The sequence below is a fragment of the Sorangium sp. So ce590 genome, from assembly GCF_051521365.1.
Classification (GTDB): Bacteria; Myxococcota_A; Polyangia; order Polyangiales; family Polyangiaceae; genus Sorangium.
This window is the reverse complement of the sequence record NZ_CP150346.1, coordinates 10,389,276-10,402,687: the sequence shown is the minus strand read 5'-3', so window position 1 is coordinate 10,402,687 and position 13,412 is coordinate 10,389,276. Positions and strand designations below refer to the sequence as shown.

Genomic DNA, 13,412 nt, shown 5'->3' with positions numbered 1-13,412 from the left:
TCCTCCGGCCGGGCAAGCACCTGCGCTGCCCACAGAAAATGCAAGAAATTCGATTTTTTCTACGGCTTTACGGCCAGGTCAGAAGGTGACCGTGAGGCCGCCGCCCGGGGCGACGGTGCCCTGATCGAGGGCGACCGGAACCCCGCCGATCTCGCCCATGGCGTGATGGTACGTTGCTGTAGCCTCCAGGGCGACATGTACGTGTCGGAACCCGGCGCGCACGCCCAGCACGAACCCGACCCGGAGGTGCTGACCGGATGCGTCGACGAGGGGCCCCTGGGTCGCCGAGCCGGCGGGCAGCCGCACCTCGCCGCTCAGGAGATCGAGCCCGAGCCGCGGACCGAACCAGAGCGCAAAGAGATCCGCGTCCGAGCGGAAGCCGAGCAGGAGCGGGACGTCGATCCCCGCGCCGTAGACGTCGCTCCCCGCCGCGATCGAGCCCGCGCTCGGGCTCGGAGCGCCCGCGAAGAGCGCCGAGGCGCCGAGCCCGAGCGACAGGGCCGCCTCGCCGAGCGGGAACGCATGGCGTCCGTCGAGCCGGAGGGCGCGCCCCGTGTACGTCAGCCCGGCCTCGTTCCCGCCGTCGATCCCGACGCGGGCGCTGGCCCAGGGCGCGACGCCCGGCGACACCGTGATCTCGGAGAGCTTCCGCCGCGCGGCGCCCTCCGTCGCAGCCGGGTCGCCGGCGCTCGCGCCTGCCTCCGGCGGGGCGACCGTCGCTCCGGCGACGATCAGGTCGCCCGACAGGCCCGCGCCGAAGCTCACGTTGCCCGGGCGGAGCACGTGGGCCGGATGGAGCAGCGGACCGCTGCCATGGCAGCCCGCGCAGGCGCCTGCGAGGAGCGTTGCGACCCAGCGCCGGATCACGGTATGACCCGGGCGCCGCATTGAACCGACGGTGCCGGCGGAGACATGGGGAGCGCGGCCCGAGAGGCGACGCGAAGGGGCTCGAAAAGCTGCTCTACTTGCGGAAGCGCGAGGGGTAGTCGTTGGCGGCAGCCCGCTTCTGCAGCTCGGCATCGTCCGGGTGCAGCTTGATGGCGCGCGCGATGAGCGCTTCCTCGGTCTCCACGATTTGCGGATTGGGCAGGCAGCACTCGACCGGGCACACGGCCTGGCACGCTTCGTGGTCGTAAAAGCCGACGCACTCCGTGCAGAGCTCCGGATCGATCACGTAGATCTCGTCGCCCTCGCTGATGGCTTCGTTCGGGCATTCCGGCTCGCAGGCGCCGCAGTTGATGCAGTCTTCGGTGATGTAAGTCGCCATGGCCTTTGCTTCATTCTCCGGGTCAACCCCGGTCCGCTCGTTTCTAGAGGCCTGACCGCACGGTGTCAATTCGGGCGGAAGCGGGCGCAAGTTCCGCGCGATGGCGCCCGCGCACGCTTGCGCGCGGGCGCCCCTGCCGGTACTAAGCGGCCCTCCTCGATGCTTCGCCTCACCGGGCCCGCCCTCCTGCTCGTCGTCCTCGGCGTCTCCTCGCTGCTCGCCGGATGCGGCCCGCAGATCGGCGATGCGTGCATCACGTCGCTCGATTGCGTGCAGAACGAGCAGCAGCTCTTCTGCGATGGCACGCAGCCCGGCGGCTACTGCACGGTCTTCAACTGCGAGCCGGACAGCTGCTACGGCAGCAGCGTCTGCGTCGCGTTCAACCCGGTGCTGGATCAGGCGTGCGACGAGCTCGAGAACGTCCGCTGGCCGCGCTTCGAGCGCACGTTCTGCATGGCCACCTGCGACGACGACGACGACTGCCGCAGCGGCTACTCGTGCGTCGCGCTGCGCGATATCCGGGGCGCCGCGGCGATCCCGCCGGGCGAGCGCAACGCCGCGATCGTCGACTCCGAGCCGGAGAGCTCGAAGGCGTGCCTGCCGGATCCGTCCTCTACCCCGAGCGCGCCCGGCGAGCCGCTGGACGATGGCGAGAGCGGGCCCGGTGTCTGCAGGGCCGCTCCTGAGCAGCCCGCGTGGACTCCCTACACGCCCGGGGGCGAGGGCGGCGCCGGCGGCTCGGGGGGCGAGGGCGGCTCGGGCGGCGCTGGCGGTGAGGGCGGCGCTGGCGGTGAGGGCGGCGCCGGCGGTGAGGGGGGCGAGGGCGGCGCTGGCGGTGAGGGCGGCGCTGGCGGAGGCTGAGCGCTGCGCCGTGCGGTCCGGCGTCGCGCGTCGACCGTGCTAGCGTGGGCCGCGTGTTCGGATCGGCTCCCGCGAAGAGGACGTTCGAGGCTGCGCTGCGCGACGTCGCCTCGCAGAAGCCCGCTGTGCGCGTGGGGGCCGTGAGCGACCTCGTCCCATATGCCGCGGAGGCGCGGGAGCAGGTCCTGTGCGCGATCGAGGGCGCGCTGCGCGCCGATGGGCACGCGGCGGTGCGCGCGGCAGCGGCCATCGCCCTCGCCGACACGAAGGCCGTCGAGGCGCTGCCCGCGCTGCTCCTCGCCGTCGAGGACGTGGATCCCAACGTCCGGCAGATGGCGATCACGGCGCTCGGCGAGATCGGCGACGCGCGCGCTACGGGGCGGCTCCGGCGCGCCCTCTCGGACGAGCGGCCCGAGGTCCGCTTCCAGGCGGTGATCGCGTTCCCCCGCGTCTGCGCCGAGCCGGCCGATGCGCTCGACGCCGTCATGCAGGCCTCGCACGACGACGATCCGCTCGTCTGCCACATCGCCCTGCGGATGTTCGAGGAGCTGGGGGAGCTCAACGGCGAGCTCCCTCCGGCGAGCCTGGCGCGGGCGAGCGCGCTGCTCGGCCACGCGTCGCCGCTCGTCCGGGCAGCGGCGGCGGTCGTCACCGCGCGCTTCGGCGATCCGGCGGGCCACGCGGTGCTCGTCGAGATCGTGGGTGGCAAGCTCCGCGGGGTCGACCACGAGGACGAGGCCGCCGCGATCGAGCTCTGCGGCGAGCTCGGCCTCTCCGGTTCCCGGAGCGCGCTCGAGCGGCGCGTCTTCGGGCTGAGGCTCGGCCTCGGTCGGGACCCGCTGCGCTGGCACGCGCGCGTCGCGCTCGCGCGGATGGGCCACGAGCGCGCGATCCGCGAGATCTTGAGCGAGCTCGGCGCGTGGGACCGCCACCGGCGCACGCTCGCCGTCGCGGCCGCCGGTCGCGCTCGCCTCGCGACCGCCCGCGCGGCGATCGCGGCGATGCGGGGCGACGCGCGGAAGGCCGATCAGGGGGCCGTCGAGGAGGCGCTCGCCGCCATCGCTTCCGAGGTGGATGCATGAACGATGAAGCCCAGTTCAGCGAGGCCGACCTCGCCCCGAGCCCCGAGGAGCGCGCCGCGTCGCGCCGCTTCTTGATCGATCGCGCGGCCGCGAGCGTGGCCGCGCTCGCGGCGGGGGCCTGGGCCGGCGGCCTCGTGGCGCTGGGCGCCTGCGCCGCGCCGTTCGTCTTCCGGCTCACCCCGACCCCCTTCTCCGGTGACGCGATGAGCGCGGCCTTCTCCCGCTTCGATCAGCTCGCGCTCGGCGCCGCGGTGATCCTCCTCGGCGCGGAGGTGGCGCGCACCTGGGCGGCTGGCCGTCAGGGCGCGAGCCGCGCGGCCCGCGTGCGCCGGGTCATCGCCATGGTGATGGCCGGGTGCGCCGCGTACGTCGGCCTGGCGCTCACGCCCCGCATCGCGGCGCTCCACCGCGAGGGCGCCCGGCGCGGCGAGGGGGAGCTCGGCATGGAGCTCGAGCGCGCCCATCGCCGCGCCGAGCTCGTGGGCCGGTCGGAGGTGTTCCTCGGCGCGAGCCTGGTCGTGCTGCACGTCTTCACGCTCGGCGCGCGTCGCCCCGAGCAGGACGACGAGGACGCGGCCGCTCCGCTGCCGCCCGGCCCGCGGTGAGGACATCGACGCCCCCGACCTGCGCCGTCGCCGCGGGCGCCGGTGCGAGGGTGCCGACCCGACGACCGCAGCACGAGGCGCCGCCGCGTCGCGACCACGACAGGGAGAACCCAGATGCCGCGTGACAACAAGCTCTATAGCGGCTTCGTCAACCACGATTACATCCTCACCTTCTCGATCGCCGACGAGGCGAACCGGGCCCGCCTCGTCGCGCTGTGCGCCGGACCGTGGCAGGGCGACGAGGTCACACCCAGCACCTGGGAGGTGTCCAACACGCTGAGCCCGGATCAGATGGAGCGCGCCATCCTCGATCTGATGGGCGACGCCGACCGCGCCGCCTATTACTACCTCTCCGACAGCAAGCGGATGTTCCGCGTCCTCCTCGCCTGAGCGCGGCGCGACGCGTGTGAGCCGCTTCGCTCCGGCGGGCGACCGGGGTGAGCGGGCTCGCGCCGGCGAGCCGAAGGGGCCGCGATCGCCGCCATTTCGCGGTATGGTCCGGTCATGAGCGAGCTGGAAGCCACGCCGCCCGGCGCCTCGACCAGGCCCGCCGCCGACGCGCCGCCGCCCCGCGCGGGGGAGGGCGACGACGAGGGCTTGCTCAGCGTCCTTCGCGACGACGGAACGCTGGATCCCGCGACCGATCCCGGCCTGACCGACGCGCTGCTGTTGCGCACCTACCGCGAGATCAAGCGCCTCAGGCTGCTCGACGCGCGCATGCTCCTGCTCCAGCGGCAGGGTCGGGTCGGCTTCTACGGCGCGTGCACCGGCCAGGAGGCGACGCCGATCGCCACCGCGCTCGCGCTCGATCCGACGGACTGGATCTTCCCCGCGCTGCGCGAGAGCGTGATGATGCTGGTGCGCGGCTTCCCGCTCCGCACGTACGTGGCCCAGATCTTCGGCAACTCGGGCGACCTCCTCAAGGGGCGCCAGATGCCGTCTCACATGAGCGGCCGGCAGGTGAACCAGGTGTCCTGGTCGAGCTGCATCGGCCCGCAGATCCCGCAGGCGGTCGGCGCCGCATGGGCCGCGAAGCTGCGGCGCGACAGCACGGTGGTGGTGGGGTTCATGGGCGACGGCGCGACGAGCGAGCCCGACTTCCACAGCGCGATGAACTTCGCGGGGGTCTTCAAGGCGCCCTGCGTGATGATCTGCCAGAATAACCACTGGGCGATCAGCGTGCCGACCGACCGGCAGACGGCCTCCAGGACGATCGCCATCAAGGGGCGGGCCTACGGCGTCCCGTCGGTGCGGGTCGACGGCAACGACGTCATCGCCGTCTACCGCGCCGTCTCCGAGGCGGTCGCGCGGGCCCGGGCCGGCGGCGGCCCCAGCTTCATCGAGGCGCTCACTTACCGCGTCGGCGCGCACTCCTCGAGCGACGACCCGAGCCGGTACCGGTCGCAGGAGGAGGTCGATCGCTGGACGCAGCGCGACCCGCTGCTGCGCCTCGGGCGCCACCTCGTCGTCCGCGGCCTCCTCGACGACGCCGCGGAGGCCTCCCTCGAGGCGGAGCTCAACGCCGAGATCGCCGCCGCCGTCGCGGAGGTCGAGGCGATGGACCCGCCCGCCCGCGAGACCCTGTTCGAGGACGTCTACGCGGAGCTGCCCTGGCACCTGCGCGAGCAGCGCGCGGAGCTCCTGCGCTCCCCGAAAGCGCCCGCGCACGGCGGCGGACGCTGACCACGGGAGGGATTTCCCCTCGGTGCGAGGTCGTGTAAGCCCCGGGCACCCAGGGTACGGCTCGCGGTCGCGGGCGCGGCCTCCGGGCTGGTCAGCGAGGGGCTTGCCTGACGGACCCCGGCGCCCCTAATCCCAGTCTCCGAAGCGCACAACAAGGACAAGGATGAAGACCTACGACGCAATCGTGATCGGAGCCGGCCCCGGCGGTTACCCCTGCGCCATCCGGCTGGCTCAGCTCAAGCAGAAGACGCTCTGCATCGAGAAGGAGCAGCCCGGCGGCGTCTGCCTCAACTGGGGCTGCATCCCCTCCAAGGCGCTCATCGCCGCCGCCCACCTCTACGAGAAGTCGCAGGCCGGCGCCACGATGGGGATCAAGGTCAGCGGCGTCGAGCTCGACGCCAACCAGATGCAGGACTGGAAGGAAGGCATCGTCAAGAAGCTCACCGGCGGCGTCAGGTCGCTGCTCAAGGGCAACGGCGCCGACCTGCTCGCCGGCACCGCCACGATCGTCGGGCCGAAGCGCGTGGACGTGACCTTGCCGGACGGCTCGGTGGAGCAGATCGAGGCGACCAAGGGGATCGTCATCGCGACCGGCTCGACCACCATCGAGATCCCGACGTTCAAGTTCGACGGCGACGCGATCATCGGCGCGAAGGAGGCGGTGAGCCTGCGCCGCATCCCGAAGCGGCTGCTCGTGATCGGCGGCGGCGTCATCGGCCTCGAGCTCGGCATGGTCTACCAGGCGTTCGGCTCCCAGCTCACCGTGGTCGAGGCGCTGCCGGAGCTGCTCACGGGCGTCGACCCCGACTGCACAAAGCTCGTCGAGCGCAAGATCCTGAAGCGCGGCGGCACGATCCACAAGAACGCCAAGGCGATCGGGTACGAGAAGCAGAAGGACGGCTCGGTCGGGGTGAAGATCCAGATCGAGGGCAAGGAGCAGACGATCGTCGTCGACACGGTGCTGGTCGCCGTCGGCATGAGGCCGAGCTCGAAGGGGCTCGGCCTCGAGAAGGTCGGCGTGACGGTCGATCAGCGCGGCTTCATCCCGACGGACAAGACGTGCCGCACCAACGTGCCGTCGATCTACGCCGTGGGCGACGTCAGCGGGCCGCCCCTGCTCGCGCACAAGGCGACGAAGGAGGGCGAGATCGTCGCCGAGGTCATCGCGGGGCACAAGGCCGCGAAGGACTGGGTCGCGATCCCGGGCGCGATCTTCACCGATCCGGAGATCGCGACGGTGGGGCTCACCGAGGCGGAGGCGAAGGCGAAGGGCATCGAGATCGTCGTCGGCAAGTTCCCGTTCTCGGTGCTCGGCAAGGCCATGGCCATGAACGAGACCGAGGGGTTCGCGAAGATCGTCGCCGACAAGAAGACGAAGCAGGTGCTCGGCGTCCACATCGTCGGACCGGAGGCCAGCACGATGATCAGCGAGGCGTCCCTCTCGCTCGAGATGGCGGCCTTCCTCGAGGACATCTCGCTCACGATCCACCCCCACCCGACCCTCGGCGAGTCGCTGATGGAAGCCGCCGCCCACGCCATGGGCACGGCGATCCACATCGCGAACCGCTGAGCGACGGTCACCCGCTTCGGATACGGGCCCACCTCGGCGTTTTCGGTGCTCAGCGCACCGGGGTGCGCTTGCGCGCCGAAAACGCCGATCTGGGCCCGTCTCCTGTGCGGAGGCCCGCCGCTCCGCTCTGCACGGAGCAGAGGTGGGCGGAAACCGCTGTCGCGCAGCGGACCGCTCGAAACATTTCACGGAGGCGTGGAGCTCTCAGCCTCCCCGCCACCCCTCGATTTTTTGCTGGTTCTTGACGTGATGACGCTCTGCGTCAATCGCGCATGTAATGGCACGTGTACCCGCCCGGGGACTTCTCCAGGTACTTCTGGTGATACTCCTCGGCGCGGGTGAACGGCCCGGCCTCCACGATCTCTGTCACGAGCGGCGCGCGCCACTTGCCGCTCTGCCCCACGCGCGCCTTCACCTCCTCGGCGATGCGGCGCTGCTCGGGCGTCGTGACGAAGATGGCCGAGCGGTACTGCGTGCCGACATCGTTGCCCTGGCGGTTCTGTGTCGTCGGATCGTGCATGCGGAAGAACCATTTCTCGAGCAGCTCGGCATACGACAGCTTCGCTGGATCGAAGACGATGCGCACCGACTCGGCGTGGCCCGTCACTCCGGTCTTCACGTCCTCATAGGTCGGCTCCTTCGTCCGGCCGCCGGCATAACCGACCTCCGTCTCGAGGACGCCGGGGATCTGCCGGAGGAGCTCCTCCATCCCCCAGAAGCAGCCGCCCGCCAGGATGGCTGTCTCCAGCGTCGTCTCGCAGCCGGCCGCCTCTCCAGGCGCGGGGAGCGCGCAGGAGTTCGCGCCGGCCTGCTCCGCCGGCGCGCCGCTCCGACCCTCGAACAGGGCACGGTAGGCGCCGTAGCCCTCGGCCTCGAGGCGATCCAGCGGGATGAACCGGAGGGACGCAGAGTTGATGCAGTAACGCAGCCCGCTCGGCCGGGGCCCGTCCTCGAAGACGTGCCCGAGGTGCGAGTCGCCGGCCTTGGAGCGCACCTCCGTCCGGACCATCCCGTGGGCCCTGTCGGAGCGCTCCACGACCCGCTCCGGCGCGACGGGGCGCGTGAAGCTCGGCCAGCCGGTGCCCGAGTCGAACTTGTCGACCGATGAAAAGAGCGGCTCGCCGCTCGCGACATCCACGTAGAGGCCCGCCTCGTGGCTGTTCCAGAAGGCGTTGCGGAACGGCGGCTCGGTCGCGTCGTGCTGGGTGACCTCGTACGCGAGCGGCGTGAGCCGCTTGCGCAGCTCCTCATCCGACGGTTTGCGATAGCTTCTGTCCGACATCGTCACAGCCTCCTTGGATACCAGGGCAGTCTTGCTCGCGTCCCCCGCAGCGCCCGTGCGCCAGCACGCGATCAGGGCGGCGGACGCGACGAGCATGAGCGCGAAGAGCAGACGAGCAGCGCGGAGCCAATTCATCTTCCACCTGGCCGGTCGAGGGTAGCGCATCCACCCCTCCTACGCCGCGCGGGGCCGCCGGTTTCGCGGGCGCGGCGCGCGCCGCCTGGCGCAGCGCCCGCCTAGCGCGGCGCCGGACTCGACCTCACGGGCCGCCGCGCTCGAGCGAGGCGTTCCCCTCGGCGGCGCGCCGCTCGAAGCAGTCGTCGGGGATCTCGCGCGCGCGACGGACGAGCCGGGTCGCCCCGATGAACGCCGAGGTCACCGGATCGTGGTAGCCGCTCGCTCCGTGCAGGCCCGGGACCGCGCGCTGGTAATGGCGCGCGACCCGCTCCATCAGCGCCTCGCGGACGTACTTGCCCACCATCGACGCCATCGCGACGCAAAGATCCGAGGCGTCGCTGTCGCGGACGAACGCGATCTCGCCGAGGCCGGGAAAGTGGTAGGCGCTGCGGGCGCGGCCCTCCTCGAGCACGAGGTGCAGCCTCCCGGCGAGCGGGCCGAACGCAGACCCGTATTTGCCGAAGCCGCCGACCTTGCCGCACACCGCGAAGACCTCGGCGCCGGCGAGGCCGCCGAGCTCGAGGATGAGGCGCTCCATCGCGTGGAGATCGAGCACGAACCGGTTCTTCCCGGCGCGTACCCCGTCGTTCATCCGCTTCACGCAGAGCAGCATCGAGCGCACGGCGACGATCTCGACCCCCTTCCCCGCGAGCTTGTCGAGGTCGCGGCAGACCGTGCGTAGCAGCTTGTCGGGCGCGGTGAACGCCTCGCCCTCCGTCGACCAGCACTGCGCCTCGACGTGGCCCGGGCAGAGCGCGCGCAGCGCGGCGCGGTCGTCGAGCGAGACGGCGTGGAGCAGCTCGTCGACCGACGACGGGTCGCCGGCCGTCGCGGTGCGGCCGCAGCCGCGCGCGACGAGCGCGCGGGCCCACGCCTCGCCGAGCGAGACGTCCCCGTGCGCGACGAGCTGCTTCGAGTCGCCGAGCCGCTGCGCGAGGGCGCCGCGGGGCGCGCGGCCGGCGGTCTGCCAGCCGGCCTCGGTGACGCGCGAGAGGACGGCCGTCACCACCATCGGACCGAGCCGCGGGCCGAGGCCGTTCTCATCGACGCCGATGCGGTAGCGGACAGAGGGCTCGGCGGACGCCATGCACGGCCCCTCTGCCACACGACGGCGCGCGCGTCACGGCGCGAGGCGACCCGCCAGCGTTATCCTCCCGCGCGCGGATCCGATCGAGGTCGACAAGCGCGCCCCATCACGTCCTCTTGAACGTTCTCTTTACGTTCTCTTTACGTTCTCTGCCCCGAGTTTTTCACAGGCTCCCCGCATGCGCCGCACTATATTTCTCGCCCATGCGCATCCTCACCGTGCCCTGCCTCAGCGACAACTACGCCTACCTCGTGGCCGCGGACGGGCGGCGCGAGGCGATCGTCATCGACCCGTCGGAGGCCGAGCCGGTCGTCGCGGCGCTCGACCGCGAGCAGCTCCGCCTGGTCGCCATCGTCAACACGCACCACCACCACGATCACGTCGGCGGCAACGAGGCGCTCCGCCAGCGCTACGGCGACCTCCCCGTCTACGCGCACGCGAGCGACGTCGGGCGCGTGCCCGCGCAGACGGAGCACGTCGAGGAGGGCAAGCCGGTCGAGATCGCCGGCCTCACGCTCCGGCCGCTGCACGTCCCCGGCCACACGCTCGGCGCCGTCTCCTATTGCGTCGAGGACGTTGTGTTCACCGGCGACACGCTCTTCATCGGCGGCTGCGGCCGCATGTTCGAGGGCACACCCGAGGTGATGCACGCCTCGCTCTCCAAGCTCGCCGCCCTCCCGGTGCACATGCGCGTCTTCTGCGGTCACGAGTACACCGTGAACAATCTCCGCTTCGCCGAGACGGTCGAGCCCGAGAACGAGGCCATCCGCAAGAAGCTCGCGGCCGCCCGCGCGGCGCGCGAGCGCGGCGAGCCCACGGTCGGGAGCACCATCGCCGAGGAGCTCGCGACGAACCCGTTCCTGCGCTGCAGCGAGCGATCCGTGCAGGCCCGCTTCCCGGGGCCCACGCTGCCCGACGTGTTCGCCGCCGTGCGGCGCGCGAAGGACGATTACCGCTGACTGACGACGTCGCGCACGGCCGCATTCCGCTCGCGCCCGCGGCCTGATTTCTATACGACTAGGCCCATGGACTCCCGCGCTCCCATCTTCGGGTTCAACGACGCGCGCGACGAGATCGTGCGTACCGTGGTCGATCGGGTCCTCGGCGCCACGAGGGATCCGCTGCTCGCCATGAACGAGGCGGCGTACCAGGAGACGAAGCGGCTCGAGGGGTCCCGGAAGCCGCAGGACATCCGCGAGCTCGCCGAGTGGCAGCGGCTCGCCCGCTCGCTCGGCCGCATGCACGACGCGGAGCGCCGCCGCCGCCTGCGGGAGCTCGCCGAGGAGCACGCGTGGGACATCGCGGGGAACTTCGACCCGCGCGTCTACCAGCTGTCCTCGCGGCTCCTGCCGCCGGTCGTGAGCGCCCTGCTCGCGCCGCGCAAGCTCGTGACCGTGGTCCGCGACCCGCGCAAGCTCATCAGCCTGGAGCTGCTCGCCGACCGGGTGCTCGTGCAGGGCCCGCTCGCGAAGCTCCGGTCGCTCGTGCAGCGCGGCACCGCGGTCTACGTCCCGACGCACCTGTCGAACATGGACTCGATCGTGTTCGGCTACGCCCTCGAGCGCGCCGGCCTGCCGCCCGCCACCTACGGCGCCGGCAAGAACCTGTTCACGAACCCGGTCCTCTCGTTCTTCATGCACAACCTCGGCGCCTACCGCGTGGATCGGCGCATCCGGCACAACCTCTACAAGGACGTGCTGAAGACGTACTCGGGCGTGCTCCTGGAGCGCGGCTACCACTCGCTGTTCTTCCCCGGGGGCACGCGGTCGCGCTCGGGCGGCATCGAGCGGAAGCTCAAGCTGGGCCTGGTCGGCAGCGCCTTCGAGGCCTACACGCGGACGCTGCTCAGCGGCCGCGAACGCCGCGTCTTCTTCGTCCCGGCCACGATCAACTACCTCATCACGCTCGAGGCCGAGACGCTCATCGCCGATTTCCTCTCCGAGGCCGGCAAGGGCCGGTTCATCATCGAGGACGATGAGTCGAGCCGGATTGGCCGGATCGCCTCGTTCCTCCGCAAGCTCCTCGCGATGAACGCCGCGGTGGTCATCCGCTTCTCGGAGCCGCTCGATCCGTTCGGCAACCGGGTCGACGAGCTCGGCCGCTCGTTCGACGCGCGCGGCCGCGAGGTCGACCCGGCGAGCTACGTGAAGAACCAGGACGGCGTCGCGGTCATCGACGCGGCGCGTGACGTCCAGTACGCCCGCGAGCTCGGCGAGGAGATCTGCCGGGCGTACGCGCGCGACACGGTCGTCATGGCGACGCACGTCGTCGCGGCGGCGAGCTTCGCCCGGCTTCGCGGCCACGCGCCGGCCGCGGATCTCTTCACGGTGCTCCGCCAGCGCGACGTGCTCACGGTGCCGCGCGACGACCTCGCGGCCGACGTGATGGCCCTGTGCGAGCGCCTGCGCGCGCTCGAGCAGAAGGGGTGCATCGTGCTGGGCGAGGACGTCCGGCTCGGCTCGGGCGGGGACATCGTCGAGCGCGCGCTGCGCGCCTTCGCGGGCTACCACTCGTCGCCGGTGCTCGACTCGCGGCCCGACGGCATCGCCATCTGCGACACGAACCTGCTCTTTTACTACCAGAACCGCCTCGCCGCCCACGGGGTGGCGTGGGACGTGATCGCGCCGCCCGGCGTCCCTTCCGGCCTGCAGGTCCAGCCGCCGCTCCCGCCGCTCCCGCCCTCCTCGCTGCCGCCGCCGCTGGACGACCGCGGCGCGGCCTCGTCGCGCGGCGGCGCCGCGGGCGCGCGCGCGGGCTCGATGAACGGCGCCGGGGGTGGCCAGTGAGCGCGCGTCCGGCGCCTTCGGTCGGGGTCATCGGCGGCGGCTTCTGGGGCGTGGCGCTGGCGCTCGCGGCGAGCCGCACCGGGGCCGAGGTCCTCCTGTTCTCGCGCCGCGAGCACCCGCAGATCAACGACGGCCCGCGGATCGTGCGGGACCACGCGGAGGTCGCCCGGGCGCGGCTGCTCGTCATCGCGGTGCCGTCGAACGCGGCCCGGACGGCGCTGCGCGCGCTCGGCGATCACATGGACGGCTCGCACCTCGTGATCCACGGCGTGCGCGGCCTCGAGGGCGAGGCGCTGAAGACCGTCTCGGACCTTGTGCGCGAGGAGACCCCGGCGCGCCGGGTGGGCGCGCTGGGCGGCCCGATCCAGGAGGACGAGCTGCGGGAGGGCCGCCCCTCGGCGATGGTGTGCGGCTCGCGGTTCCCCGAGGTGCACGCCGCGGTGACCGCGGCGTTCCAGTCCGACGCGCTCCGCGTCTACACGACGCCGGATCTGCAGGGCCTGGAGTGGGCGTCGGCGCTGGTCGGCTGCGTCGCGGTCGGCGTCGGCTTCGCCGAGCAGGCGGGCGCCGGGCCCGGGCTGCTCGCCGCGCTCATCTCGAGGGCGGTCGACGGCGCGGCGCGCATCGCCGCCGCGGCCGGCGCCGAGGAGCGGACGATGCTGGGGCTCGGCGGCTACGGCGACCTGCTCGCCTCGATCCGGCTCGAGAGCCGCCCCGAGGTGATCCTCGGCAAGGCCCTCGCGCGCGGGCGGACGCTCGACGAGGCCGTCGCGGAGGCCAGGCTGCGCGTGGAGGCGATCCCGCTGATCCCGCGCGTCGTGGCGTTCGCGAGGGCGCGGAAGGTGGACGGCGGCGTGTTCGAGGCGCTCGAGACGATCCTGCAGGGCGGGGCGCCGAGGACGGTGCTCGACCGGATGTTCGCGGCGTGAGGTGGAGCGGGCGCTGCGCGCCTCTCCCGTCGTCACCGCCGCGCTCGTGGTCCTCGAGAGGGCGGATATCTGGAGGAGGTGCC

13 protein-coding genes are annotated in these 13,412 nt (G+C 72.3%); 9 read left to right on the top strand and 4 right to left on the bottom strand.

Features of this window, described 5'->3' with window-relative positions; translation table 11 throughout:
- Positions 1-78: 78 nt before the first annotated feature.
- Complete coding sequence (locus WMF28_RS39490; RefSeq protein ID WP_437598820.1) at positions 79-867, bottom strand: hypothetical protein; 789 nt, start codon at positions 865-867, stop codon at positions 79-81.
- Between the two features lie 94 nt (positions 868-961).
- Entirely contained in the window at positions 962-1,267 is a 306-nt protein-coding gene (locus WMF28_RS39485) for a YfhL family 4Fe-4S dicluster ferredoxin (protein WP_437482514.1), read from the bottom strand.
- A 159-nt stretch (positions 1,268-1,426) separates the two neighbouring features.
- Between WMF28_RS39485 and WMF28_RS39480 the strand changes: the two genes are divergently transcribed.
- The 6 genes from WMF28_RS39480 to lpdA all read left to right on the top strand — a co-directional run bounded on the left by WMF28_RS39480 (position 1,427) and on the right by lpdA (position 7,068).
- Complete coding sequence (locus WMF28_RS39480) at positions 1,427-2,128, top strand: hypothetical protein (protein WP_437598818.1); 702 nt, start codon at positions 1,427-1,429, stop codon at positions 2,126-2,128.
- A 53-nt stretch (positions 2,129-2,181) separates the two neighbouring features.
- A complete protein-coding gene (locus WMF28_RS39475) occupies positions 2,182-3,210 on the top strand; it encodes a HEAT repeat domain-containing protein (protein WP_437598816.1) in 1,029 nt (342 codons plus the stop codon).
- Positions 3,207-3,815: a DUF4149 domain-containing protein gene (locus tag WMF28_RS39470; protein WP_437598814.1), complete on the top strand. Its 609-nt coding sequence runs from the start codon at positions 3,207-3,209 to the stop codon at positions 3,813-3,815. The genes WMF28_RS39475 and WMF28_RS39470 overlap by 4 nt, the downstream gene beginning before the upstream one ends.
- A gap of 114 nt (positions 3,816-3,929) precedes the next feature.
- A complete protein-coding gene (locus tag WMF28_RS39465; protein WP_437598812.1) occupies positions 3,930-4,205 on the top strand; it encodes a hypothetical protein in 276 nt (91 codons plus the stop codon).
- A gap of 114 nt (positions 4,206-4,319) precedes the next feature.
- On the top strand, positions 4,320-5,498 hold the full coding sequence (locus WMF28_RS39460; protein WP_437598811.1) for a thiamine pyrophosphate-dependent dehydrogenase E1 component subunit alpha: 1,179 nt from the start codon (positions 4,320-4,322) through the stop codon (positions 5,496-5,498).
- Between the two features lie 163 nt (positions 5,499-5,661).
- The gene (gene lpdA / locus WMF28_RS39455; RefSeq protein ID WP_437598809.1) at positions 5,662-7,068 is read left to right on the top strand and encodes a dihydrolipoyl dehydrogenase; all 1,407 of its coding nucleotides are present in this window, start codon (positions 5,662-5,664) and stop codon (positions 7,066-7,068) included.
- Between the two features lie 262 nt (positions 7,069-7,330).
- Here lpdA and WMF28_RS39450 read toward each other — a convergent pair whose 3' ends face one another.
- Together WMF28_RS39450 and WMF28_RS39445 are read right to left on the bottom strand one after the other, a co-directional pair.
- The gene (locus WMF28_RS39450; protein WP_437598807.1) at positions 7,331-8,515 is read right to left on the bottom strand and encodes a bifunctional methionine sulfoxide reductase B/A protein; all 1,185 of its coding nucleotides are present in this window, start codon (positions 8,513-8,515) and stop codon (positions 7,331-7,333) included.
- Between the two features lie 94 nt (positions 8,516-8,609).
- The gene (locus WMF28_RS39445) at positions 8,610-9,614 is read right to left on the bottom strand and encodes a hypothetical protein (protein ID WP_437598806.1); all 1,005 of its coding nucleotides are present in this window, start codon (positions 9,612-9,614) and stop codon (positions 8,610-8,612) included.
- A 203-nt stretch (positions 9,615-9,817) separates the two neighbouring features.
- Here WMF28_RS39445 and gloB point away from each other — a divergent pair, with 203 nt between their 5' ends.
- The 3 genes from gloB (at position 9,818) to WMF28_RS39430 (ending at position 13,329) form a co-directional block, all read left to right on the top strand.
- On the top strand, positions 9,818-10,573 hold the full coding sequence (gloB, locus tag WMF28_RS39440; protein WP_437598805.1) for a hydroxyacylglutathione hydrolase: 756 nt from the start codon (positions 9,818-9,820) through the stop codon (positions 10,571-10,573).
- Positions 10,574-10,639: 66 nt separating this feature from the next.
- Complete coding sequence (locus WMF28_RS39435; protein ID WP_437598804.1) at positions 10,640-12,400, top strand: 1-acyl-sn-glycerol-3-phosphate acyltransferase; 1,761 nt, start codon at positions 10,640-10,642, stop codon at positions 12,398-12,400.
- Positions 12,397-13,329, top strand: coding sequence for an NAD(P)-binding domain-containing protein (locus WMF28_RS39430; protein ID WP_437598803.1), 933 nt, complete (start codon positions 12,397-12,399; stop codon positions 13,327-13,329). Before WMF28_RS39435 ends, WMF28_RS39430 begins: the two co-directional genes overlap by 4 nt.
- The last annotated feature ends 83 nt before the right edge of the window (positions 13,330-13,412 follow it).

What these genes read in the sequence shown, in the direction of transcription:
- WMF28_RS39470 (WP_437598814.1), top strand. Translation starts at nt 3,207, where the DNA reads ATGAACGATGAAGCCCAGTTCAGCGAGGCCGACCTCGCCCCGAGCCCC.
- WMF28_RS39435 (WP_437598804.1), top strand. Translation starts at nt 10,640, where the DNA reads ATGGACTCCCGCGCTCCCATCTTCGGGTTCAACGACGCGCGCGACGAG.
- WMF28_RS39480 (WP_437598818.1), top strand. Translation starts at nt 1,427, where the DNA reads ATGCTTCGCCTCACCGGGCCCGCCCTCCTGCTCGTCGTCCTCGGCGTC.
- gloB (WP_437598805.1), top strand. Translation starts at nt 9,818, where the DNA reads ATGCGCATCCTCACCGTGCCCTGCCTCAGCGACAACTACGCCTACCTC.
- WMF28_RS39465 (WP_437598812.1), top strand. Translation starts at nt 3,930, where the DNA reads ATGCCGCGTGACAACAAGCTCTATAGCGGCTTCGTCAACCACGATTAC.
- WMF28_RS39485 (WP_437482514.1), bottom strand. Translation starts at nt 1,267, where the DNA reads ATGGCGACTTACATCACCGAAGACTGCATCAACTGCGGCGCCTGCGAG.
- lpdA (WP_437598809.1), top strand. Translation starts at nt 5,662, where the DNA reads ATGAAGACCTACGACGCAATCGTGATCGGAGCCGGCCCCGGCGGTTAC.
- WMF28_RS39450 (WP_437598807.1), bottom strand. Translation starts at nt 8,515, where the DNA reads ATGCGCTACCCTCGACCGGCCAGGTGGAAGATGAATTGGCTCCGCGCT.
- WMF28_RS39445 (WP_437598806.1), bottom strand. Translation starts at nt 9,614, where the DNA reads ATGGCGTCCGCCGAGCCCTCTGTCCGCTACCGCATCGGCGTCGATGAG.
- WMF28_RS39460 (WP_437598811.1), top strand. Translation starts at nt 4,320, where the DNA reads ATGAGCGAGCTGGAAGCCACGCCGCCCGGCGCCTCGACCAGGCCCGCC.